This is a genomic window from Staphylococcus intermedius NCTC 11048 (assembly GCF_002902385.1).
Taxonomy (GTDB): Bacteria; Bacillota; Bacilli; order Staphylococcales; family Staphylococcaceae; genus Staphylococcus; species Staphylococcus intermedius.
On record NZ_PPQH01000045.1, the window covers coordinates 1 to 23,210 of the forward strand.

Here is a 23,210-nt window from a genome sequence, read left to right on the forward strand (position 1 = left end):
TTCGTTTATATTATTATTATACAAAGCAATATTTTTATAGTTACGTTTACTAACGATATGGCATGCACTTACTGTCGAAATTCGTGCATAGAAAAAATTAAATTTACAGTTAGGCATTATTTAATAACACTTAGGCAAAAATATACTTAGCAATTTATAAATTTATTAAACTTTACATATACCAAAAGTTAAGGAGTTGTTTAAATGTTCAAATTATCAAAAAGAGTTTTATTCGGTACTTTATGTTTATCCGTATTAGCTGTTTCTCCAAATGTATATGCAGAATCATCAGACACGCCGCTAGAGAAAAACTTTAAAACGATAGTCAAAGAGAAGTCAGATGCAAATAAAGCTTTGAAAGAATTGCCAAGTGACGTTAAAGACAATTATAAAGATTACGATGTTGTCAACACCCTTACTGACGACCTTGGTTATACACATTACACCCTTCAACCTGTTGTCGATGGTATCCACGCAAAAGATCAAGAAGTGAAAGTCCACGTTGATAAATCAGGAAAAGTCGTCTTGATTAACGGTGCAATTAAAGCAGAAAAAGTAGACCCAACAAACCGTGTCAGTCTTTCAAAAGAGGATGCGCTTTCAACTGCCTTCAAAGCAGTTAACATGAAACAATCTGAAGCATCAAACTTAGATGAAGATGTCGTTAAAGTTAACGATGTCGAAATTGATGGTGAAGAAAACAAATATATTTATCATCTCGAATTAGTGACAATGGAACCGGATGTGACACACTGGGATCTTAAAATTGATGCTGAAACTGGTGACGTAGTAGAAAAAACAGACTTAGTTGCACATGCAGCAGCAAAAGGGACTGGTCTTAGTGTACTTGGCGAGAAGAAGCGTATTAACATCAATTCAATCGATGGTGGCTACGCATTAGAAGATGTGACAAGTTCTGCAGTGATGGCAGCTTATACATTTCAACCCGCAACAGGTTCTGCAGAGTTAATGACAGATGAAGATACAGAATTTACTGATGAGGATCAAAGTGCAGGTGTCGATGCGAACGATTACGCTAAAAAAGTATATGATTATTACTTGTCAAAATTTAATCGCCATTCTTACGATAATAAAGATAGTGATATTATGTCGATTGTTCATGTCAACAACTATCAAGGGGAAGATAATCGTAACAATGCCGCTTGGATTGGCGACAAAATGATTTACGGTGATGGCGATGGTACGACATTTACGTCTTTAGCTGGTGCAGATGATGTCGTTGCGCATGAGATTACACACGGTGTCACACAAGAGACAGCTGGACTCGTCTATCAAGGGCAACCCGGTGCTTTGAACGAAAGTATGTCTGACGTATTTGCTTACTTTATAGATCCAGAAGATGCTTTAATCGGTGAAGATGTGTATACACCAGGACGCCCAGGTGATGCATTACGAAGCATGTCTAATCCAGAAGACTTTAACCAACCTGGACATATGGATGATTATGTTAATACAACGAGTGACCATGGTGGCGTGCATACGAACTCAGGTATTCCGAATAAAGCCGCTTACCTTACTGTTGACAAAATCGGTCAAGAGCAAGCTGAACAAATTTATTACAGAGCATTAACAACTTACTTAGCTTCAAATTCAAACTTTGCAGATGCAAAAGCGTCTTTAGTTCAATCAGCATTTGATCTATACGGTGAAGACGTCGCAAGCCAAGTAGAATCAGCATGGGATGAAGTTGGCGTATAAGCGTTTGCCTTAACCATGGCAACTGAAAAACGACACATAATGTCCCGTTAGCCCCTACTCTTGATTCAATGTCATAACACTTAAAATGAAAGTGACATGGCAGAATTGTTGATAGGGCTTCGGACAGTCATTCCAATCCTACCTTTTAAACCCCTTAAACATACAGAGGGCTGGGACATTACGCTTCCCAGCCCTCGCTTTTTATAATTGCATGTAAACAATATGTGTACGTAAATATTCTTCTAAACCGTGCTTACCGTCAGCCCCACCGATGCCAGAATGTTTCACCCCAGCATGGAAACCTTGCATTGCTTCAAAGTTTTCACGATTGATATACGTTTCACCAAATTCAAGACGTTCCACTGCTTTAAATGCTGTTTGTAAATCTTTCGTATACACAGAAGATGTTAAACCGTATTTCGTATCGTTCGCCTTTTCAATGACTTCATCAAATGTTTTGAACGAAACTAATGGTAAAACTGGACCAAAAATTTCTTCCTGTACAATTTCCATTTCATTCGTACATTGATCGATCACTGTCGGTGGATAGTAGTAACCTTTCTCTGTTGGCAATTCACCACCGAGTAAAAGTTGGCCACCCGCTTCAACCGCACCTTGAACGAGACGATGCACATTTGCTTGTGCCTTTTTGCTGATTAACGGTCCCATCGCACTGTCTTTATTTTCATTCGGATCGCTATAGTGTACACTTGCCATTTTTTCAACAAGCTTTTCTGTAAATGCCGCTTTCACATTTTCATGAACATATACACGTTCTGCACAGTTACATACTTGACCAGTATTGATCACACGTGATGCAACGATATTTTCAACAGCAGCATCTAAATCTGCATCTTCAAATACAATCGCTGGTGCTTTACCGCCAAGTTCTAAATTGACTTTCGTTAATGTTTGACTTGCAGAAGCCATCACTTGTTTACCTGCGGGCTCACTACCTGTTAACGATACGAGTGCAACTTTGTCGTTATTCGCTAACTCTTCGCCAAGCACACGACCTGAACCGTTAATTAAGTTGAAAACCCCTTTTGGTAAACCTGATTCATGGACAATTTCTGCAAAAATTTGTGCGTTAATCGGCGTTTCGACTGACGGTTTAATGACAATCGTATTCCCTGTTAATAATGCAGGTGCCATTTTACGCGCAATTAGGAAAAATGGGAAGTTCCACGGTAAAATCCCCGTCGTTACACCAAGTGGCTTTTTATACAAGAAAATATGCTCACCTTGGCGATCACTTTGAATAATTTCACCTTCATAACGACGTGCCCACTCTGCCATATAATCTAAGTAATCTGCAGTAAAATATACTTCCGTCTCAGCCAACGCATGCACTTTACCGCCTTCTTCAATAATTGTTTGCGTAATTTCTGCAGCACGTTCACGAATGCCTGTTGCAATTTTACGTAAATATTCACCACGTTGTATAGCAGGCAAAGTCGCCCAAGTTTGTTGTGCTGCATCTGCATGTTCAATGGCTTCACGAACGAGTGCCACATCACCAGTCGGTACATGTGCAATCACCGCTTCAGTCGACGGATTCACGACATCAATTACCTGACTTGCATCACCTTCTAAAAATTCACCATTTACATAGTTTTTTAATACATCAGCCATACGATGACCTCCCTTTAGTCAAACATACTTTTTTAATGAATCAATTTAAAACCGTGTGCTACTGTATCTGCTTGTGCATTAAATCGAATTGTTATCGTTGTATCTTGGATGTCTACGTCGATATCATCAGCTGGGTTTAAAGCTTCTACTTTTTGAATCGTTTGTAATTCGTCCAACTGAAGCGTGATTTCTTTTGTTATTTTACCTGTTAAATATGCATAAGTGACATCTTCTTTTTGTGTGAAGTACGCTGTCGCACCTTCATCTAACACAAGAGAAGACTGTTTACTTGGACGCGTTCCGTAAATTCCTTCTCCATTCACCTCTAGCCATGCACCAAGTTGTTGAAGACGTTCAACTTGAATTTCAGGAATGGTACCATCTGGGCGTGGACCTACATTTAATAATAAGTTACCGTTTTTACTTACAACTTCGATGAGTAGACTTACAAGTTCTTCTTCTGAAATTGTTTCTTCTTCACCTTCATTACTGTTGAAAGCAAAGGAATAGCCCATACCACGTGTATATTCCCATTTCTTTTGAGCCGCTTGGTGATCATTAGAATACTCTTTCGTATCAAAGTCTTCCCAAGTTTCAAACGCTTCTGGTGGATGATTCCAGTTCGGCGCATTTTTCTCAATATGCCAGCGATCATTGACAACACCTTCAGGCACTTTATTGTAATAATAAGCAAATAAATGCTTCACGTCTTCTAAACCTTTATCTGGCCAACCAATGTCATTCCATAAAATATCAGGTTGGTATTTTTCAATCAGTTCAGCAAATTGTTTATACGCATAGTCCGCAAAATCATACGTAATCGGGCGCACATATTTCACATCTTCAAATGTCACAATCGGTTCAAAAGTAAAGCGCCAGTTCAAACCACCTGAATAATAGTGACCCATTTTCAACTTTCTTTGACGTACCGCATTGGTTAATTCGCCAACTAAATCACGTTTCGGCCCTTTTGTCGCTACACTGTAATCTTGATTGTAACGGCTTGGCCATAAGTTAAAGCCATCATGATGCATCGTTGTCAAAACGACATATTTTGCGCCCGCTTTGTCAAACAATTCTGCCCATGCTTCTGGGTCCCATTTCTCAGCTTTCCATAAATCAGCAAATTGCTCATATTCAAAATCTTCTCCATACGTTTTCGCATGATATTCTGCAGTTGGACTTCCAGCAATACGTAATGCATTTTGATACCATTCTGAATAAGGGTTCAATGTAAAATGCATGTCACGGTCAATTTCTCCAAATTTTCCTTCTGTATTGGCCCAATGTGATACAGAATAAGGTCCCCAATGGATAAAAATGCCAAACTTCGCATCATCAAACCATTTTGGTAGTGGATGTTGCTTTAATGATTCCCAACTTGGTGTATAATACATGTTTATCGTACCTCCACAGTTTATATGTTTTTAATTGCGTACACGACTTTCTAAATCTTTAACAATTTGTGGGTAAATTTTATCGAGTTTGTAGAACAACATAATGATAAAAATAATTATCGCTAAAATGATTGGTAGGTGAATGAAAATAAATTCAATGACTGTATAAACACTTTCTGGTTGCTGTGCATGGTCTTTACCGCTAATATGACCACCAAACTCTAAAATCCATCCTGTAATCGCACCTGAAAGACCCCCAGCTAATGTTGTACTGAACGTACCTCCACTGTAAATCATACCTTCATTACGAATCCCTTGTTTCCATTCACCATACTCAATCGTATCGGCTAACATTGCATAGGCACTACCCATCATCGGTGCAAAACCTAAACCTCTTAAAATAGAAGCACCATATACTAACGTAAGGCTGTCTGTTTTGATTAACATGATTGCACTACCAACAACCACTAAAATTAAACCAATTAAAATTAATGGTCTTCTATCGAAAAACTTCAATAGGTATGGCATACAGAAAAAGCCAGCTAACATCGGAATTGTGAAGAAAAGTGACATCGCACCTACAACACTTGCATCTTTCAAAATATAATCCGCATAGTAAACATTTGTTCCTGTCATCATACCAAGTAATACCCATGACAATAGCATGATGCCAAAAATCATAATCCAATATTTGTTTGTAATGAGTAATTTGAACGACTTCATGAGCTTAACTTCTCTATCTTTTTTCGTTTGTGTCACACGTTCTTTCGTAAACTTAAATGTAAACATGAAGATGACAACGAGCAAAATACCGTAAATAATCGCTACATATTGCCATGCACGCGCATCGCCACCAAATGCATTAACTGCTGGAATCGTGACGTTTGAAATAATCAACATCATTACAAAGAATGAAATCATACGGAATAAGTTCAAGTTGTTACGCTCTTTGGAATCTTGTGTGATTAAAGCACCTAAAGTACCATAAGGAATGTTACTCGTTGTATAAATTAAGAAATACAAGTTTAAAATAATCACGACATACCAATTGAGTGCAGAATCGCTCCATCCGGTCGGCATACTAAAGACAAGTATCGTCGAAATCGCAAGTGGCACTGCTGACCATAATACCCACGGACGCGCTTTCCCCCATCGCGTACTTGTTTTATCAACGACATAACCCATTAAAATGTTCGTAATCGCATCAAAAATACGTGTAAAAAATAAAACACTTCCTAAAAAAGCTGCTGAAATCCCGATTACATCTGTGAAATAATACATAGAGAAACTCCCTACCATTACAGCTGCAAATGCTGTTGCACCGTCCCCTGAACCGTATGCTAGTTTTTCTCTAACTGACGCTTTATAGTTCGCGCCTGCTTGTTTTGACATATTAATCTCCTCACTTCTTATAAACCTTTAAGCCATTCCATAAAATGATCTCAATTTAATTAATTCATCAATTCTTTCTTGTGATAATTCACGTTCACCATCAAGTTGTCGCGTAATGTACGTTAATTTGGCAATATATTCTAAACGCTCCATATTTAAATACGCAGACATCAAATCTTTGCCCCATGTAATTGCACCGTGACTTTCAAGTAATACTGCTTCACTTTGATTAAAGTAGGGCTCGATTGAATCCGGTACCTCTTCAGTGGAAGGACAACCGTAATGTGCTAATGGAATTTGAGGCATTGCAATGACAACTTCAGGCATTGTCGCCTTATCCAAAACTTCACCTTTAATCGCAAAAGCTGTCGCATAAGGTGGATGCGCATGAACAACACCTTGACATTGTGGCATTTTTTGATAACAACGTAAGTGCATTTTCACTTCTGTTGATGGTTTAACGCCCTCTTTACTCTCCAAAATATTCCCTTCTAAATCCAACTTGACGATATTTTCTGGTCGCAAATAACCTTTACTTGTTGCAGTAGGTGTGGCTAAAATTTCGTTTTCTGATAGACGTGCTGAAATATTGCCATCATTGGCTGCTACATAATCTTTGTTAAATAGATTTCTTCCTATGTCGCAAATCAACTCTCTTAACTGTTGTTCTTTTTCAGTCATCTGACCTCCCCCTTCTTATTCGTTTGGTACATAGCTGTTGAGTTCAACAGATGCATTAATCACTTGTTGAATTTCTGATTTTTCAATTAATTTTAATGTTAATAATTGACTTAAAATATTGCCCATTGCACTGGCTTCTACTGGACCCGTTACAACTTCTTTATTCGTTAAGTCCGCCGTCAATTGACACAACAATCGATTTTGGATGCCACCACCAACCATATGTACTCTGTCGTAATGTCGACCTGATAGTTTTTCAATAGCTGAAATCGTTTGTTGATAATTTAATGCAATACTTTGAATCACGACACGCACCCATTCTCCTACATGATTTGGAATGCGTTGTCCTGTCTCTATTAAGTGTTGTCTGATAAGTTCATACATATTTTCATGTTTTAGAAAAATGGGATCCTCCACATCGATATAGCTGTCAATTTTACAAGTTACCGCACTTTTAACGAGTTCATTATAGCTATATTGATGTCCTTGTTCAGACCAGTATCGTTGTAACACCCATAACGCATTCAAATTTTTTAAACATTTAATATAGCCATCACTCGTTCCTTCATTCGTTAAACAACTCTTATAAGCTGCTTTAGAAATGATAGGCTGTTCAAGTTGAATACCGATAACAGACCACGTGCCACAAGAAATAAATATGGCATCTGAAGCGACCGTTAAAATACTCGCTGCTGTATCATGACCTGCTGAGGCAATGACTTGTAAATCCTTTAATCCTGTTTCTTTCACAAGTGTTGGCGTTAACGAACCAAGAATGGTGTGCAACGTCATGTCACTTTGCTGAAACCAGTGTTCCGGTATGCCAAGGGTGTCCAAGACTTTCGTTGACCATTTTTGTTCTGTTGACAACAAACCACTCGTACTTGCGATGGCATAGTTCACATTCGTTTGTTCTGTTAAGAAATAGTTGAACAAATCTGGCATAAAGAGTACGTGAGCAACTGTTTCCTTCAACCAAGGATGTTCTTGAAGGTCTGCATAAAGTTGTACGTATGAATTAATCGAACTTGGTAATACGCCTGTTTCTTCATAAAATTCAAATTCTGACAAACAATCGTAAATGGCTTCTTGATATTTTAATTTCGTCTCATTGCGATAGTTTTTAGGTAACAATAATAAGTGACCGTGTTGATCAATGTAACCAAAGTCTACACCCCAAGTATCAATGGCTAAACTTTCCACTGCTGTTGTGATGCGACTCACCGCTTTCAAACCATTTTTGATTTCTTGAAACAACTTCGGAAAGTCCCAATACAAAACGCCATTCATTTCAACAGGTGTATTCGCAAAACGGTACACTTCTTCTAATAGCACTTTATGACCATCAAATGTGCCTAGTATGACTCTCCCAGAGCTCGCACCAAAATCAATGGCGATATGCTTTGTTTCACTCATAAAGTCACCACCCTAGCGATATACTGGGCCATATGTTGCACAAGCACGATAATCCGCACTTTCCAATGATTCCGTACCAAAATGTTGCCATACACGTGGTCTGAAAATGTCTGCTTCGTACACATTGTGCATACTGACTGGAATTCTTAACATCGATGCCAATGTGATTAACTCTTGACCGATATGACCGTAACTGATGGCACCGTGATTTGCACCCCAATGATTCATCACATCGTATACAGATTTAAAAGCACCTTGACCTGTTAAACGCGGCGCAAACCATGTCGTTGGCCAAGTAGGATCCGTACGTTCATCTAAAGTGCGATGGATGTCTTCATCTAATGTCACCGAATAACCTTCTGCAATTTGAAGCACTGGCCCTAATCCTGCAACAAGATTTAAACGCACCATTGTTAAAGGCATGTCACCCTCTGTTAAGAAGTTTGTCGAGAAACCGCCTCCACGGAAATATTCTTGTGTCGCTGGTCTGAATTCCGTCGCATTTAAACAAGCGTCCACTTCTTCATTTGTAATTTCCCAATATGGTTTCATCACAGGTTGACCGTCACGTCGTTGTTGACCTGTTCCATCTAATGTCGCTGAACCTGAGTTGATTAAATGTAAAATACCATCTTTCGCACGACCTTCTAATGGCTTACTTGTCACACGTTCAACCGCTTCAGGACTCCAATATGTACGCACGTCTGCAAAGATTTGTGCCGTGTTTGTTAATAAATAGTTGAATAACATGGTTACACCATTGAGTGTGTCATTTTCAGTCGCTAAAATGTATGGTGTGCGCGTGCCGTCCCAGTCAAATGACGTGTTCAAAATCGTTTCAGTGAAGTCACCGTTCGGATAAAAATCAGTCCATTGACGTTGGCCTTGGAAACCTGTAGCAATCGCAAAATGACCTTCTGCCTCTTCTTCATAACCGAGCTCAGCCAATTTAGGATTACCTACCATTAAGTCGCGACTAATTAATGTCATCTTCACAATAAATTCAACTTGTTTTGCTTTTTCTTCATCGCTAATTTGATTTTCTGGCGCATTATTATCTTTACCGAAATGACATTTTTCTTTCGTCCAAGCAAGTGCACGTTCGTATTCTTCATGATCATAAATGCCCAATTCCATACGGCGAATCAGTTCAGTCGAATCGACATACTCGTTACGCATGCCTAAATATTGTTGGAAAAAGCTTTCGTCTACCATTGAACCCGCAATCCCCATTGATACACTACCGATCGATAAATATGCTTTACCTTGCATGAGTCCTTTGGCAAGTGCTGCTTTACTAAACAGTAATAATTTTTCTTTAACATCTTCAGGAATATGACGGTCCGTTGCATCTTGAACATCTTTACCATAAATGCCAAATGCTGGAATTCCTTTTTGAGCATGCGCAGATAATACTGCCGCTAAATACACTGCACCTGGACGTTCTGTACCATTCAATCCCCAAATCGCATGTGGGATATTGTGGTTCATATCCATCGTTTCCGAGCCATAGCACCAACAAGGCGTAACAGTGATTGTTGCGCACACTTGATGCTGTTCAAACTTTTCTTTTGCTTTATTGGCTTCAGTCACACCACCAATCGTTGTATCCGCAATCACACATTGTACGGCTTCACCATTTGGGTATTTCAAAGTTTCTGAGATGAGTTGTGCCACAGCTTTTGCCATATCCATCGTCTGTGCCTCGAGTGACTCTCTTACTCCTTTTCGACGCCCATCAATTGTTGGACGAATCCCAATTTTAGGTAACTGTGTAAACATCATGAACCCTCCTTAAATGATTGACTTCTCTCTATTTCAAACTCATTATATGATAACGCTTACATAAAGTAAAGATTTTCTCACATTAATTGTGGTAATATGACCGTTTTAATTTTGGTTTTTTTGTGGGATTTTTTTGCTATAATGTGAGAAAAGGAGATGGATGAGATGAAAAAATTTCAGCGCTACAGCGAAATCATGAATCGTTTACATACTTTCAAACATGTGAACGTCAAAGATTTAGCAGATACTTTCAAAGTGAGCGAAGAAACGATTCGCCGTGATTTGGAACAGTTGGAAAAAGATGGCGTCGTTAAAAGAAAACATGGTGGCGCTTCATTAGTTGCGGAAAGTGATTTTCCTTACGCATTTCGTGCGACAACTAATTCGGAAAAGAAAAAAATTATTGCTAAAAAAATACTTCCTTTACTGAAGGAGCAATATAGTATTATGGCAGATTCCAGTTCTACCGTATTAGAGGCGATACGTTTGTTATCGATTCAAGGGCAATCATTTAAAGTCATTACGAATTCGATTAATATGCTATACGAATTGTCATCCACACCACTCGATTTTATTTCAACAGGCGGGATGTTGAAGCCGGATTCAGCCACATTAGTTGGTTCACAAGCCATTAATACGATTCATCATTACTATACGGATGTTACATTATTGAGTTGTCGTTCCTTTTCGGTTAATGGGGCTTCAGTGAACGGTGAACAGGAAGGGTTTACTAAGAAGGAAATGGTACGTCAAGGTCGAAAAGTCATCATGCTTGTCGATTCGAGTAAATTGATCCCACATGAAGATGCCCTGTTTCAATTCGCATCATTTGATGACATTGACTATGTGGTGAGCGATACGCCACTTCCAGAAGCATATCACGAAGTACTCAAACGTCACCATGTAGAAGTGCTTTAGTACGACCTTAAAAGTGGGTGGTACATTAGTACTTTTTATGGAATTATATCGATTATTGATAATAAAACAGCCAAAAACAAGGATGAATTTGACGTAATAATTGTATGATATGGATTGTCTTCATATTAGAAACTTACCCTCTGTTCCAGTATTTGGAGTATAATTGCCAGAAGGCTGAGACTCTTGAGGGATGAAGTTAAAAACAAATTGTCGTCCTTTAACTTTAATAGTGGTTGCTGATTATCGCAGTAGCTGTCTGACTTCTCAATGCTAATGCTTTTGAGAATCCTAGTCAGCCTTGCGGGGGCAGTACGACGAAACCTTTGTTCCACATGAGATTTCTGTACTGCTCCCAAAAACCACTAACGCTTCAATAAATGTAATAGTTTAATTAAGCGTTAGTGAGTTGAAGGGCCAGATCAAGCCCCTAAGAAAGGGAAGCCATGAGGGCAATCAAAAACCACAAACCATAAGGAGGGCAAGTTTAGCAAAAATACTGCATCTATAGCATCAAAAATTTTTATGTTCTATCCCCTCTTTTTTATTTTCTTGTTTGTTGAATCCATGCTCTGACAGTGATAAAATTTTGCCAATCTATCTCACTCATCATCACAATACCATATTTTTCTAGCCGTAGTTGTACTGCTTCACGCATGGACTTGCTCATATAATGTAACACACCTGGATAATAGCGCTCATAAAATTTAAAATCGCATTGTCGCACAAGGGCATCCGCTTCTACTGGGATGTGTTGAACTAACTTTTCTGCTTGTTCCCTACCACCATATTTCAATATATAGAGTGCTAAAAAGTCCAAACGTTCATCCGTCCCCCAAACAATTCCTGTTGGTTGAATTTGATTTGCATAGGAACCCAATCCGAGTCGTCCACGTTCATTTTCCATGTCTATCAGTAAGCGTTGTTGTACATCAATATGGGGTTGCGAAACTCTCACCGCGCGACATGCCTGTTCAAGCAAATGAGGCCAACGTTGACATGCAATTTTCGTATGACCTACCGCCGTCAAACCTAGCGCATGTGGCAAGTTCACCATACCTGCAATTGCTTGTTCAGCCTCCATTTTCGTCATATTCACTGTTAGCGGATTCAGCTGCATTCCCGTCACCATATAAGTCGTATTGAAAAAGTCTTTATACAAAATACTTCCAATCATGTAATAATCCGAAGTAATCAAAGGAAAGTGCGTTTCCATCACATTCGTTTTGACAATGCGGCTTTGCCATGCATCAAACATGTCATACATATGTGCAGATTCCCGACCAAAATCGAGTGACACATCATTGACGTCACCTGGTGTGAGCGCTAATGCGGACAAATTATACACGTCTCCATTAAAATTAAGTGTTTTGATATCATGTCGCATCATTCGATTTAGATTCCAATGGAGCAATCGTACTTTACAAACGAGCTTAGCCCCTGTGCGACGTTCAATCTGTTCTTTCGTTCGTTGAGATACTTTCCATTCCATTTCGATCATGTCATAGTACTGACCACAAAGCGCTGCCAATGCTTCTGCTACCAAATCATCGCGCACTTCGATAGGATCTGCCATTTCAAATCGAATCGTGCCTTCATGGATTTCATCGTAATAAACCGCTTCAATCCACCCTTGCTGATGTCGAATCGCTTCGAACGTCACTTTCACACCGTGTGCCTCCTTTGATTCCTCTTTTCTTTTATCGTAACGTAATGATGTTAATTCAATGTAAAGCGAGATTAAATCGTCACCTTCTCATGCTAAAGTTGGATAAATCCTTGTTGCTCTAGACGCATGTCTTTTCTTATTCATTCGTGTATGATTAAGGTATCATGCTAGAAGGAGGTTTCTACAATGCGTGTCCTTTTACGTGCTGCGATTGCGATAGGTGTAATCCTATTTGCTGCACACTATTTCCAAGATAGCGACAACTTAGCGGCTGTCGAAAATTACAAAAATGATGTTGTTCAGTCTTCTTTCGTGCAAGACTTTTTAAATAGTCAGCCCGTTCAAAAAATAGAGCATTTTGAATTTGAAGATTTATTACCTTCTGATTTCTTTTAACTGAAAGGCAAAAAATGCGCATCAACACTTTGCTAGACAAAGGTTGAATGCGCATTTTTTATTGTAGCTTCATTTGGTAGAACACACAATTCAAACTGAATGGACATCATCATTCTGCCAACAGTTGATTAATATGATAGGTCATACTATCTTGTTCAGAGACACTCGAATCATCAAGCACACTTAAAAAATCTAAGTGACCAACATCTGGATAAATAATCGATTGAACGTCTGCACCTAATGTTTCAAATTTTTCATGTGTCATTTTCGAGTCTTTGTTCGGAAAGATAACGTCATCTTCTCCGAGTAAAAAGAGGACTTTCGGCATTTCTTTAATCTGATCAATATCTGCCAAGTAATCTGCACGCAACGTATACATTAAATCTGTGATCATCGTTTCAACTGGTGCGAAATATTGAGAAAAATTAAAGCCCGCTTTCTGATTTTTAGAAACGCCTTGTGACAATACAAATTCAGGAATACTATTAATCATTTCATTTTGTTCGCCAGGTTTGACGTCTTTCATGATTTCATACAACAATTTAGAAAAGCGTAACTCTTTATAATCAATTTTGGCAGCACTGTTTAAATAGATTAAATGTTTGATTGGCAATGTATTGTATCCTGCAAGTTTTGTCGCGATTAAACCGCCCATCGAATAGCCAATCATCGACATCTCTGTAATATTAGAATCCTTAACAATATTAACGAGCGCTTCGTTAATTCGTCTCGCATATTCAGAAAGGTCATAATCTTGACGTTCAAGGCTTGTACTTCCCCCGCGACCAGGACAGTTAATAAAAATCAATTTAGCATCATGAATGTATTTCGCAAAAATCGTCATAATTTTATAATTCATGATCGCACCATGAAGGAGGACGACCGCTTTATCTGTCTCCTGATCCCCCATAACGGCAACCTCTAATACTGCATCGTTTGACTGTGATAATTTCATGATATTTGTTTCATAATTAGCTAGTGACATATTTTTTCCTCTATCTCAGTTCTATTCTTTTTGCACGCGCAATACGTCGTTGATGATATGTCTCTATATTATAGTAGAAAACCATCACTATAAAAAAGGGCTTGAGTCTGATTTTCTTAATATTGTTGTACACCCCAAAGTTTTTCTTCACATTTTTGAATGATGTACTTCAATACTTCAATACGCGCTGTCTTTTTATGATCCGCAGCCACAACAAGCCATGGTGCATCCGCAGTATCGGTTTTCTGAATCATATCTTCACTTGCCTCAAGATATTGCTCCCATTTATCACGGTTACGCCAATCTTCATCAGTAATTTTCCATTGTTTATCAACATCTGTCTCACGCGCTTTAAATCGTTTCAACTGTTCGTCTTTATCTAGAGAAAGGAAGAATTTTAAAATAATCGCGCCATCATCGGTCCACATTTTTTCGAACGCATTAATTTCATCATATGCGCGAGACCATTCTTTTTCAGTCGCAAAACCTTCCACACGCTCAACTAATACACGACCATACCAACTCCGGTCAAAAATACCAATATGACCACTTTTCGGCATCGTTTTCGCAAAACGCCATAAATAATGATGATTTAATTCAACATCGGTTGGCGCACTTACCGCATTGACTTCATAGCCTGTTGGATCGAGCAACTCACGCACACGCTTAATGTTGCCCCCTTTACCTGCTGCGTCCATCCCTTCATATACGAGTACAAGCGGAATTTTTCGTTCATATAAAGCAAATTGAAGTTCACGCATCCGCTTTTGTAACGCTGTCAATTTTTCTTTATAATCCTCTTTCGAAATTTTAGTTGGCTTATTTTCAAATAACTTGGTTTCAAACGTATCCGAAAAACGACCGTCTCGATGTGTATCGCGTTGTTCATGTCGTGAAATGGCTTGTGTCAAACGCTCTTGAATATGCGTATACATTTGAACGAGCGCTTTTTCACGTTCATCATAATCAATCACTTCCCAAGAATCATCTAGCAGCGGTTGCATATACTCTAAATAAGTATCCGGTGCAACGACTTGTTCATATTCTTGGGCTTTCCAACTCGTTAACGGGTTCGCCTTCATTTGCGCAATATGTTCTTGACGCTTTTCTTCATTAATCTGAATAAAAAACTTAATCATTTCGTGATGACCATTGTCGAGCATCGTTTCAAAGTCATCTATTTCAGATTTTAAAATTTGTGGATTTTTAAACAGCGGATATTTAATTTGATGTACTTGATAGTCCACATAATGTGAATACCAACTTCTAAAATAAATGTTAATGTGACCCTTTTCCGGTAAAGTTTCCCAAAAGCGTTGTAAAAATGGGTATCGTAAATCATAGTCTGATGGTGTTTTCGTCGCAATAAACTTTGTATACTTTGCATCTAAATTGAGCAATAACTCGTTAGTTAATCTTGTTTTCCCTGAAGCAGGTACGCCTTCAAAAATAATGAGCGTCGGTATCCCAAGTGCATGTGTTTGTCGTGTTAATTTCGCAATTTCTAAACGTAACGTATCCAGTTTTTTCATCATTCTCACCTCATTACTCTTATTATATAAAAGTCAATTCAATATGAGCAATGCCAGAACAATTTTTAACTCACGATTAACCGGATCAACACTTTTCTATTCGAGCCTTACCCATTTTTTCATTACAATTCAACTTTGCTCTGTAATATTTGTAATATATGTCATTTTTTATTAATTTCGCAATAACTCTAATAAACCTTATTAAAACAGCCTTTGTTAACACTTATCATTTCAAACAACGATCCAACAATATAACAGTTATGTTACAAAGCGATAAAATGAAAAACGATTGTAATGTTTTGTTATTTACGCGTAATTTACAAAAAGAGGTTTCATTGGTAGAGTGTGGTTGTTGAATTTTTTAATTACGCATACTTTTGAAAATGAATATATAAAAACTTACTTTACTGGAGGACTTTTTTACTATGAAGAAATCATTACTTTTAACAACGACACTTGCGGCTACAATCGGTACAGGATTTGTAGCAAGCGCTCATGATGCTAATGCAGCAGAACAAAACATTGATCAAGCTAAATTAGCAGAAATGGCACAACATAACGATCCATCATTAAACCAACACCCAATTGAAGAAGGTTCATACGAATATAACTTCACTTTAGACGGTGTATCATATAGCTTCTGGTCAGACGGTGTATACTTCGGTTGGTCATACAATGGCTTTGGTCAATCATCAAATCATGACCACGCTTCAGTTGCACAACCAACACAAATGGCTGACGTAAGTGGACAAGCTTCACAACAATCATATAGCAATGGTCCATCAGCGACTCAACAAACATCTGGTCAAGCACCAAAACAACAAGCAGCACCTTCTTACCAAACTGCATCAACTTCAACTGGTTCAGTTAGATTAGCAAACGGTAACACTGCTGGTAGCTATGGTACAAGAGCTGCTCAAGAAATGGCTAGCCGTACAGGTGTTCCAGCATCAACTTGGGAAGCAATTATTGCACGTGAATCAAATGGTCAATTAAATGCTCGTAACGCTTCAGGCGCATCTGGTTTATTCCAAACAATGCCTGGTTGGGGTTCAACAAGCACTTATGAAGGTCAAATCGCTGCAGCTACAAAAGCTTACAACGCACAAGGTTTATCAGCTTGGGGAATGTAAGCCTCATATAGAGTTAAAGAACTTGAAGTGTATCTCACACTTCAAGTTCTTTTTTTATTTCGCTGCATCATTCAGTTCAAATCATTTGCGTTACGTACCAATCAAAATCATTGCATTGCTATACGACGCCCGATACAATAGTAAACAATCTAAAAAACAAGGTGAGCTTATGAAGCAATGGTTTTTTCCACTATTCTTTTTGGGCGTTGTGATTGTGATTGCTGTCACAGCTGTGATGCATTACGATTCGATTCAGCGCGAAACCTCAAAAGAGAATCATCCCTTTTCAGATTCATTTTTCAATCAAGACCGTAAAACACACGGCTTTGGCACATATAATCGTAATTTATCTTTCGATGGCGACAATCGGCATTACGGTAATGACTATCGCTTACCCGAAGATACACCGATTCTTGCACCTACGAATGGCACTGTGACAAGAACTTTCAATGACAATCTCGGTGGTCGTGTGTTAGAAATACGTGAAGATAACGACCAATACTATCAATGGTTCATGCATTTAAATACATTCAAAGTAAAACCAGGTGATACGGTTGTTGCCGGAGATGTCATCGCATTGTCAGGAAATACAGGAGAACAAACGACAGGACCTCATCTCCATTTTCAACGGATGCATGGCGGTGTGGGCAATCGGTTTGCTGAGGACCCTGATGACTTTGTGGACCAACTTCCCAATCAACAACGCAGTCTTTATCGAATAGATTAACGTGATACGGGGCAAATATAAAACAGGTGCTTTGAGACAACGCCGCTCTTAGCACCTGTTTTTTATGTTTCTTACTCCCCATTCTATTCACTGAAAATATTAAATAAGACAGAATAAACAAAATGGTGTTAACAGTACACATATTATAACGAGAATGGTGAGAAACTTGATTTACTTATATTTATCAGGTCGTCAAACTATTCGTATACATCGATTCCTCAAAATAACAATTTATTCTAGTTGCATTGTGTTGAAGTAAGACACTAAAAAGTAATCAACATGTCCCTAACTTTTCTCTATCATGCTGTATGCTCAAATGGATACGTTGCATTTTCTCCTCTACATCACCAATCTCCAATGCACACGCCTTCAATGTATCACAATACATCTCTGAATCACCACGCTGATTTTTATAATGCAGCTTGTGTTCTAAACTCGCCCACATGTCCATACCAATGGTGCGTAATTGGATTTCCACAGGGGTATCAATCATGCCATCTGTGAGAAAAATCGGGACTGAAATCACAATATGCAAACTTCTATAACCATTTTTCTTCGGATTTTCAACATAATCTTTACGCGTCAATAATTGTATATCAGTTTGTTTCAAAAGCAATTGTTCGACAGTATAGATGTCATCAATATAATTACAAACAACTCGAATACCAGCAATATCCATAATATTTTCTCTTGCGGCTTGAGCTGTGAGCGGATAGCCTTTTCGTTTTAATTTTTGCAATAAGCTTGGGATTTCTTTGACTCGACGCTCCATGTGATGAATCGGGTTGTGAGCGTATTTAATCTGGAAATCTTCGTCTAAAATACGCAACTTTGTACTAATTTCTTCTAAAGCTGCACGATAGATATGTTCTAGTTCAATAAATGCGACAATTTCTTCAACACTACCAATGTCTTTTAAATCACGATTCATATATTTGGCAATTTCTTGTCTTAAGCTCTCTTCATTAAAAGGTGCATTTTTTTCTACAAACATTTCTTTCACCTCAACATAACTGTATTTAAAATCAAAGTCCTAAATGCTATGTTATCTTTCACCATCATATCAGGTTCAATAGGCCTTTACTACTTTTCCTTAAAGCTGCGGTGAAAATTAAAATTGATAGAATCACTTGTCCTTGAACATCTGTATTTTTCAATAAAATCACCCTTTTTTATGGTTTGAAGGCACTAAAGCCACTGTGCATTCGACTAAAAATAGGGTCTACTCGATAGCGTATGCCCTTTGTTTGTCGCTTAATATTGAATCATAGCAAAAAAATACGGGCTGGGACATCATGATATCCCAGCCCTATTCGTGGAGCTATATCTTCAGTTAATGATAATAACAACGAAAATGAGGAAGAATGGACATAAAAAATTGATGCTATGAATTATCTTTATATTATCAACTTGACCTCTACTACTTGTATTTGGGTAAGATTGCCCGAAGGCTGAGACTCCTGAGGGGTCAGCTGGTCCGGAGAATCCACTAACGCCTCGACAAATGTAACTGTTTAATCAAGCGTTAGTTAGTCGAAGGACCAGCCCCTAGGAACGCGAAGCCATGAGGGCAATCAATAATACAATTCATAGCGAAACGGCAAGTTAAACAAAAATATCTCATCCATAGCATCAAAAGTGATTATGTCCCATCCCCCATTTTTAAAGTATGATTTTTCTTAACGATATTGCACAATTCTTTCAACATCTAAACGTGATGTAGGACGACCTTCTTCAGCCGGTTTACCGATTGCGATAATCATCACAGGCACATAACGTTCAGGATCTAATCCAAGACCTGCCGCAATCTCTTCACGATTAAAGCCACCGATAGGATTTGTTTCATAACCATGTTCACGTGCTACAAGCATAAATTGCATTGCCGCTAAACTACTATCAACTTTAACAATGTCATTCATCGATTGTTGATCCAAACCTTCATACATCGCGACAAATCTGCCGACTAATTCGTCTTTTACTTCTTGTGGCATATAGCCTTTTTCAACTGCTGCACCGTAAATTTCTTCGGCGTGTTCATAGTTCAACATGTCACCAAAGATCACAACCATTGCTGCTGACGTATCGTTTTGACGACTATTGAATTGTACGAGTGGACGTAATGTATCTTTGCCTTCTTCAGTATCCACTACGACAAAACGCCAAGGTTGCATATTAATTGATGATGGCGCTAATGTTGCCTTTCTAATCATTTCGTTCATTTCTTCACGTGGAATTTTTACTTCTGTATCGAATAACTTAACAGAGCGGCGGCCAGTAAGTATTGTTTGAAAATCTTGATTGTGTGCCATAAAAGTCACCTTTCCTCTTATAATGTAAACTTTCATTAAATAAAGTGCGATTCAATTATATTTTATACATAGTTTTGAATCAAGAAAAAAGTATGTATAATAGTAGTAACTATTGTTTAAAAGTATTGGGGGTCTACAACATGACAAAACATCCAAAAGCGCTACATGACGAACTATGTTTTTTATTCTATGTTTCATCGAAAGAAGTGATCAAAAAATATAGTGCTTGTTTAAAGGAATATGATCTCACTTATACAGGCTATATTACACTCATTTCAATTGGTGACGATGAAGTTGTGAATATTAAACGTCTTGGTGATCGCATTTATTTGAATTCTGGCACTTTGACACCACTGACTAAAAAATTAGTGGCACAGGGCTTGATTAAAAAAGTAAGAAAGCCTGAAGATGAACGTAACCTCAACATTTCACTCACCGATAAAGGTCGCGAACTGAAGCAACAACTCGCACATTTAAATGAAGATGTACATGCGTCTTTGTCAATGGAAGGGACAGACATGACAGAATTAATTGGAATATTACAACGATTCCTTGAAAACAACTTCCCTTCTCACCCTTTGACAGTCTAACTTTACACCTATATCACGATACTGATGCCGACAGAATGATACGCGACACAAATCAATAAAGGTATCTCCCAGTTACATCGCAGTGACACCTGATAACAGTATGACTCATTGTCGCACACATCTCCATTTACAGTCTGACACATGGAGTAGAATTCTCGCTATTACATTTCTACTCCTCCGATGTCGCTGGTCCCATTTTATTGCCAAATGGTTGGGTTAATTAAATTGTTCCCAATATCGACGGAATAAATATGAGACCAATCGATGCATCGGTGCTTGTGTCATACGGTACACACCCCATGGCAACCGCGGCACAAAGTCATGCAATGAGATTAAACATGTCGTCGTATCGCCTTCTAAACGTCTAAATTCCATACGCGCTGTGCGTCCACTTTGTTGTGCAAGCCACCCACCAGTAATGTTCAAAATCACACGTTGAGATAAGTCGCTGTTCGGATGATGATGCATTTGGATGAGTGGTATTTTAAACGGCATGAGTACAATGGTAAACTGTTGTCCATCATAAATGCCATTAACAAGACGGCCATTCAGTGTTTTTAAAAACCGACCATACATTGCAGTGACCGCTTCCATCGAGACATTTTGCGGAATATCCAATGCTTGAATTGAGCGCACCGTATGACGCTCCTCACTCCATTGATAAAGAACGCGACGTTGCGGAAACCATTTCGTCGTTTTCAATGGATGATGGACGACTCCAATTTGAAATGCAGCCATCGTTTGTTTAAGTGCCGGCTGTAATTGCGATTGCCAAACGATACACTGCTCAATGTTTGCCTGTTTCATCGCGTAACCTAAATTATCATACATCAACCGTTGCAACTGTACGGCGTGACTTTGTGTCAGCCTTGTATTTGAAAATAACGGATTCCCAATCACGACCACAAGTGCAATATCTTCCAATGCCGTCATGACATTCGACAAATCAAATAAATCAATCTCTCGTGTCTGTGCGACAGTCGTTTGTCTCATCGTCGGTGGCGTTTGCACGAATACATCATGTCCTTCAGCAACGAGCATTTCCACATAATGATGCGTATAAGGATGACCATCAGTAATCACTAAAATATTCACTATGACTTTCACTCTCTCATCTGTTTTTGTTTTTTAGTATTATACCACTTCTCCACTTTCCTACACTGGATTATAGTAGATTCTTAATAAAAATTAATAAATCCTTCCTTCCAACCGCTTTATTCCTGCAAAAATGTGCATAAAAAAAGACAAAGGTTGAAAACTGCCACCGCAATTTTTCACATTTGTCTTTCATCATTATCATTCACATGCATCAAATCACACGTTTAATTTTGGCTGAAGATAAACATCATCATGATCGTCAATGTTGTCAACACCGCACCAATAATCACCCATGTATTTGGGCTGATTTTGCCTTTTTGTTCTGTCTGACGAAATGCACGAATTGCCTTAATCCAAGCAATGACGGTCAGCACTGTCAAAATGATTAATATCGTATACATCGCAAGCACCTCCCGCGTTCAATCATGAATAACTTTATATTATCACAAAATGAATAACAGAAAAATATAAAGTGCACCTGTCACAAAAATATCGAACACTCAAAATTTTGAGGTTTATGCTATGAATACGTAAACCATTCAATAGCGACATCAACAGGTGAATTGAAAAGCAAAAGACTCTGATTTTTCACGACTGTAATACATGACTCATTTTTGTAAACATCATATTTTCAACCCAAAATAAAAAACCACCACGGCATATATAGGGGTTGGCCATGGTGGTTTTGAATATTAATAGAACAACATCAATAATATTGGAAGCATCACAGAACTCATAACGGCTGATAAAATCATACCAATCGAACTAAATGCGCCTGACTCTAGATCCATTTCCAATGCACGTGCGGTTCCAAATGCATGAGAAGCGTTACCAAACGTCATGCCACGTGCAATGGAAGATTGAAAGTTCGTCATACGGAGGAGAAATGCGCCCATCATACTTCCTATCAAACCCGTCGCGATGATAAAGAGAATCGTCATCGTATCCTCGCCACCGAGCTGATGCGACACTTGAATACCGACCGCTGCTGTAATTGAGCGGGGAAGCAACGTCACAATATCTTCGCGTCCATAGCCGAGTAATTTTAATGAAAAATAAATAAGGGAAAAATTTAAAATGACGGCTGTGAATACACTGACGAAGATGGTTTTAAAATACTTCACAATCTTATGCCGGTTGATATACAGTGGAAACGCAAGACACACAACTGTGGAACTCAATAGATGATTAATCCATTGCCCTCCCACCATATAACTGTGATAGTCGATATTAAAAAGTAACAATATCGCAATGACGCCAAGAGATGTCATCAAAGCGGGGTTGAGTATAGGTGATTTAAACTTGTTATATATTTTTTTGGACAATATAAACATCACGACTGTTAATACAATCATTGCTAAGCCTTGTAAAACGATCATGATTGGTGATGTCCTTTCCGGAAGATATGTCCTGTCACCATTTTTTCCGCCACTAAACCAGAACTAAATGCAACAAGTATCGTACCGACAACCACTAATGTGAAAAATATAATGAAGTTTAAGTTCAATTCTGAGATGACATCCATTAACCCTATCACAGACGGAACGAAGAAAAACACCATCGTGGCAAGTAGAAAATTGGCACCCTCTTTAATCCATTCCACTTTAATAATTTTAAATTGAAGTAAAAGGAAAAATAAAAGCAACCCAACAATACTACCAGCTAGGGGGATGTTGAAAAACTGCTGTATTTGATTACCTAACACCGTAATCCCATATATGATGCATAATTGCGTTACAGTTTTTAATAGCTGTTTCACTTTTGCCATTCCAATCATCCTTTCTTCGTTCGAATGATTCTATTGTAACGGGTAATCAATTATTATAAAAAT

At 38.4% G+C, this 23,210-nt stretch carries 21 protein-coding genes; 6 read left to right on the forward strand and 15 right to left on the reverse strand.

The window, feature by feature from the left end:
• Positions 1 to 204 precede the first annotated feature (204 nt).
• Complete coding sequence (locus tag CD138_RS10320; protein ID WP_019167210.1) at positions 205 to 1,719, forward strand: M4 family metallopeptidase; 1,515 nt, start codon at positions 205 to 207, stop codon at positions 1,717 to 1,719.
• 201 nt (positions 1,720 to 1,920) lie between these two features.
• On the opposite strand, the gene aldA is transcribed toward CD138_RS10320, so the two are convergent.
• The 6 genes from aldA to CD138_RS10350 are packed head-to-tail and all read right to left on the reverse strand — an operon-like array spanning position 1,921 to position 10,022.
• Entirely contained in the window at positions 1,921 to 3,354 is a 1,434-nt protein-coding gene (aldA, locus tag CD138_RS10325; protein WP_019167209.1) for an aldehyde dehydrogenase, read from the reverse strand.
• A gap of 32 nt (positions 3,355 to 3,386) precedes the next feature.
• Positions 3,387 to 4,751, reverse strand: a complete 1,365-nt coding sequence (locus CD138_RS10330; RefSeq protein ID WP_019167208.1) for an alpha-L-fucosidase — start codon at positions 4,749 to 4,751, stop codon at positions 3,387 to 3,389.
• Positions 4,752 to 4,781: 30 nt separating this feature from the next.
• Positions 4,782 to 6,143, reverse strand: a complete 1,362-nt coding sequence (locus CD138_RS10335) for an MFS transporter (protein ID WP_019167207.1) — start codon at positions 6,141 to 6,143, stop codon at positions 4,782 to 4,784.
• A gap of 27 nt (positions 6,144 to 6,170) precedes the next feature.
• Entirely contained in the window at positions 6,171 to 6,824 is a 654-nt protein-coding gene (locus tag CD138_RS10340) for a class II aldolase/adducin family protein (protein ID WP_019167206.1), read from the reverse strand.
• 15 nt (positions 6,825 to 6,839) lie between these two features.
• Positions 6,840 to 8,240 (reverse strand): rhamnulokinase, encoded by a 1,401-nt coding sequence (locus tag CD138_RS10345; RefSeq protein ID WP_019167205.1) that lies wholly within the window; start codon positions 8,238 to 8,240, stop codon positions 6,840 to 6,842.
• Positions 8,241 to 8,252: 12 nt separating this feature from the next.
• On the reverse strand, positions 8,253 to 10,022 hold the full coding sequence (locus CD138_RS10350; protein WP_019167204.1) for an L-fucose isomerase: 1,770 nt from the start codon (positions 10,020 to 10,022) through the stop codon (positions 8,253 to 8,255).
• Between the two features lie 168 nt (positions 10,023 to 10,190).
• On the opposite strand from CD138_RS10350, the gene CD138_RS10355 reads away from it, so the two are divergent.
• Positions 10,191 to 10,943, forward strand: coding sequence for a DeoR/GlpR family DNA-binding transcription regulator (locus tag CD138_RS10355; protein WP_019167203.1), 753 nt, complete (start codon positions 10,191 to 10,193; stop codon positions 10,941 to 10,943).
• A gap of 541 nt (positions 10,944 to 11,484) precedes the next feature.
• Here CD138_RS10355 and CD138_RS10360 read toward each other — a convergent pair.
• Entirely contained in the window at positions 11,485 to 12,609 is a 1,125-nt protein-coding gene (locus CD138_RS10360; protein ID WP_019167251.1) for a hypothetical protein, read from the reverse strand.
• Positions 12,610 to 12,795: 186 nt separating this feature from the next.
• Between CD138_RS10360 and CD138_RS10365 the strand changes: the two genes are divergently transcribed.
• Positions 12,796 to 13,005, forward strand: coding sequence for a hypothetical protein (locus CD138_RS10365; RefSeq protein ID WP_019167250.1), 210 nt, complete (start codon positions 12,796 to 12,798; stop codon positions 13,003 to 13,005).
• Positions 13,006 to 13,114: 109 nt separating this feature from the next.
• On the opposite strand, the gene CD138_RS10370 is transcribed toward CD138_RS10365, so the two are convergent.
• Both CD138_RS10370 and CD138_RS10375 read right to left on the reverse strand, forming a co-directional pair.
• Positions 13,115 to 13,990, reverse strand: coding sequence for an alpha/beta hydrolase (locus CD138_RS10370; RefSeq protein WP_019167249.1), 876 nt, complete (start codon positions 13,988 to 13,990; stop codon positions 13,115 to 13,117).
• A gap of 116 nt (positions 13,991 to 14,106) precedes the next feature.
• Positions 14,107 to 15,525, reverse strand: a complete 1,419-nt coding sequence (locus tag CD138_RS10375; RefSeq protein WP_026066753.1) for a phosphate--AMP phosphotransferase — start codon at positions 15,523 to 15,525, stop codon at positions 14,107 to 14,109.
• Positions 15,526 to 15,947: 422 nt separating this feature from the next.
• On the opposite strand from CD138_RS10375, the gene CD138_RS10380 reads away from it, so the two are divergent.
• Positions 15,948 to 16,655: a transglycosylase SLT domain-containing protein gene (locus CD138_RS10380; protein WP_019167247.1), complete on the forward strand. Its 708-nt coding sequence runs from the start codon at positions 15,948 to 15,950 to the stop codon at positions 16,653 to 16,655.
• A 169-nt stretch (positions 16,656 to 16,824) separates the two neighbouring features.
• Positions 16,825 to 17,382: a M23 family metallopeptidase gene (locus CD138_RS10385; RefSeq protein WP_019167246.1), complete on the forward strand. Its 558-nt coding sequence runs from the start codon at positions 16,825 to 16,827 to the stop codon at positions 17,380 to 17,382.
• A gap of 274 nt (positions 17,383 to 17,656) precedes the next feature.
• Here the strand turns inward: CD138_RS10385 and CD138_RS10390 are convergent, their stop codons facing one another.
• Together CD138_RS10390 and CD138_RS10395 are read right to left on the reverse strand one after the other, a co-directional pair.
• Positions 17,657 to 18,376 (reverse strand): GTP pyrophosphokinase, encoded by a 720-nt coding sequence (locus tag CD138_RS10390; protein ID WP_019167245.1) that lies wholly within the window; start codon positions 18,374 to 18,376, stop codon positions 17,657 to 17,659.
• A 685-nt stretch (positions 18,377 to 19,061) separates the two neighbouring features.
• Entirely contained in the window at positions 19,062 to 19,691 is a 630-nt protein-coding gene (locus CD138_RS10395; protein WP_019167244.1) for a nitroreductase family protein, read from the reverse strand.
• Positions 19,692 to 19,831: 140 nt separating this feature from the next.
• Here CD138_RS10395 and CD138_RS10400 point away from each other — a divergent pair, with 140 nt between their 5' ends.
• The gene (locus CD138_RS10400) at positions 19,832 to 20,281 is read left to right on the forward strand and encodes a MarR family winged helix-turn-helix transcriptional regulator (protein WP_019167243.1); all 450 of its coding nucleotides are present in this window, start codon (positions 19,832 to 19,834) and stop codon (positions 20,279 to 20,281) included.
• A gap of 216 nt (positions 20,282 to 20,497) precedes the next feature.
• Here the strand turns inward: CD138_RS10400 and CD138_RS10405 are convergent, their stop codons facing one another.
• From CD138_RS10405 to CD138_RS10415, 4 genes are all read right to left on the reverse strand, one after another.
• A complete protein-coding gene (locus CD138_RS10405) occupies positions 20,498 to 21,322 on the reverse strand; it encodes a hypothetical protein (protein WP_026066752.1) in 825 nt (274 codons plus the stop codon).
• A 281-nt stretch (positions 21,323 to 21,603) separates the two neighbouring features.
• Positions 21,604 to 21,780, reverse strand: a complete 177-nt coding sequence (locus CD138_RS14250; RefSeq protein WP_019167241.1) for a hypothetical protein — start codon at positions 21,778 to 21,780, stop codon at positions 21,604 to 21,606.
• A gap of 291 nt (positions 21,781 to 22,071) precedes the next feature.
• Entirely contained in the window at positions 22,072 to 22,758 is a 687-nt protein-coding gene (locus CD138_RS10410; RefSeq protein WP_019167240.1) for an LrgB family protein, read from the reverse strand.
• The gene (locus CD138_RS10415) at positions 22,755 to 23,147 is read right to left on the reverse strand and encodes a CidA/LrgA family protein (protein WP_019167239.1); all 393 of its coding nucleotides are present in this window, start codon (positions 23,145 to 23,147) and stop codon (positions 22,755 to 22,757) included. Before CD138_RS10415 ends, CD138_RS10410 begins: the two co-directional genes overlap by 4 nt.
• Positions 23,148 to 23,210: the final 63 nt, after the last annotated feature.

What these genes read in the sequence shown, in the direction of transcription:
- CD138_RS10345 (WP_019167205.1), bottom strand. Translation starts at nt 8,240, where the DNA reads ATGAGTGAAACAAAGCATATCGCCATTGATTTTGGTGCGAGCTCTGGG.
- CD138_RS10335 (WP_019167207.1), bottom strand. Translation starts at nt 6,143, where the DNA reads ATGTCAAAACAAGCAGGCGCGAACTATAAAGCGTCAGTTAGAGAAAAA.
- CD138_RS10390 (WP_019167245.1), bottom strand. Translation starts at nt 18,376, where the DNA reads ATGTTTGTAGAAAAAAATGCACCTTTTAATGAAGAGAGCTTAAGACAA.
- CD138_RS10375 (WP_026066753.1), bottom strand. Translation starts at nt 15,525, where the DNA reads ATGATGAAAAAACTGGATACGTTACGTTTAGAAATTGCGAAATTAACA.
- CD138_RS10380 (WP_019167247.1), top strand. Translation starts at nt 15,948, where the DNA reads ATGAAGAAATCATTACTTTTAACAACGACACTTGCGGCTACAATCGGT.
- CD138_RS10330 (WP_019167208.1), bottom strand. Translation starts at nt 4,751, where the DNA reads ATGTATTATACACCAAGTTGGGAATCATTAAAGCAACATCCACTACCA.
- CD138_RS10355 (WP_019167203.1), top strand. Translation starts at nt 10,191, where the DNA reads ATGAAAAAATTTCAGCGCTACAGCGAAATCATGAATCGTTTACATACT.
- CD138_RS10395 (WP_019167244.1), bottom strand. Translation starts at nt 19,691, where the DNA reads ATGGCACACAATCAAGATTTTCAAACAATACTTACTGGCCGCCGCTCT.
- CD138_RS10405 (WP_026066752.1), bottom strand. Translation starts at nt 21,322, where the DNA reads ATGCTCGTTGCTGAAGGACATGATGTATTCGTGCAAACGCCACCGACG.
- CD138_RS10350 (WP_019167204.1), bottom strand. Translation starts at nt 10,022, where the DNA reads ATGTTTACACAGTTACCTAAAATTGGGATTCGTCCAACAATTGATGGG.
- CD138_RS10340 (WP_019167206.1), bottom strand. Translation starts at nt 6,824, where the DNA reads ATGACTGAAAAAGAACAACAGTTAAGAGAGTTGATTTGCGACATAGGA.
- CD138_RS10410 (WP_019167240.1), bottom strand. Translation starts at nt 22,758, where the DNA reads ATGATCGTTTTACAAGGCTTAGCAATGATTGTATTAACAGTCGTGATG.
- CD138_RS10400 (WP_019167243.1), top strand. Translation starts at nt 19,832, where the DNA reads ATGACAAAACATCCAAAAGCGCTACATGACGAACTATGTTTTTTATTC.
- CD138_RS10415 (WP_019167239.1), bottom strand. Translation starts at nt 23,147, where the DNA reads ATGGCAAAAGTGAAACAGCTATTAAAAACTGTAACGCAATTATGCATC.
- aldA (WP_019167209.1), bottom strand. Translation starts at nt 3,354, where the DNA reads ATGGCTGATGTATTAAAAAACTATGTAAATGGTGAATTTTTAGAAGGT.
- CD138_RS10385 (WP_019167246.1), top strand. Translation starts at nt 16,825, where the DNA reads ATGAAGCAATGGTTTTTTCCACTATTCTTTTTGGGCGTTGTGATTGTG.
- CD138_RS10320 (WP_019167210.1), top strand. Translation starts at nt 205, where the DNA reads ATGTTCAAATTATCAAAAAGAGTTTTATTCGGTACTTTATGTTTATCC.
- CD138_RS10365 (WP_019167250.1), top strand. Translation starts at nt 12,796, where the DNA reads ATGCGTGTCCTTTTACGTGCTGCGATTGCGATAGGTGTAATCCTATTT.
- CD138_RS14250 (WP_019167241.1), bottom strand. Translation starts at nt 21,780, where the DNA reads ATGTATACGATATTAATCATTTTGACAGTGCTGACCGTCATTGCTTGG.
- CD138_RS10370 (WP_019167249.1), bottom strand. Translation starts at nt 13,990, where the DNA reads ATGTCACTAGCTAATTATGAAACAAATATCATGAAATTATCACAGTCA.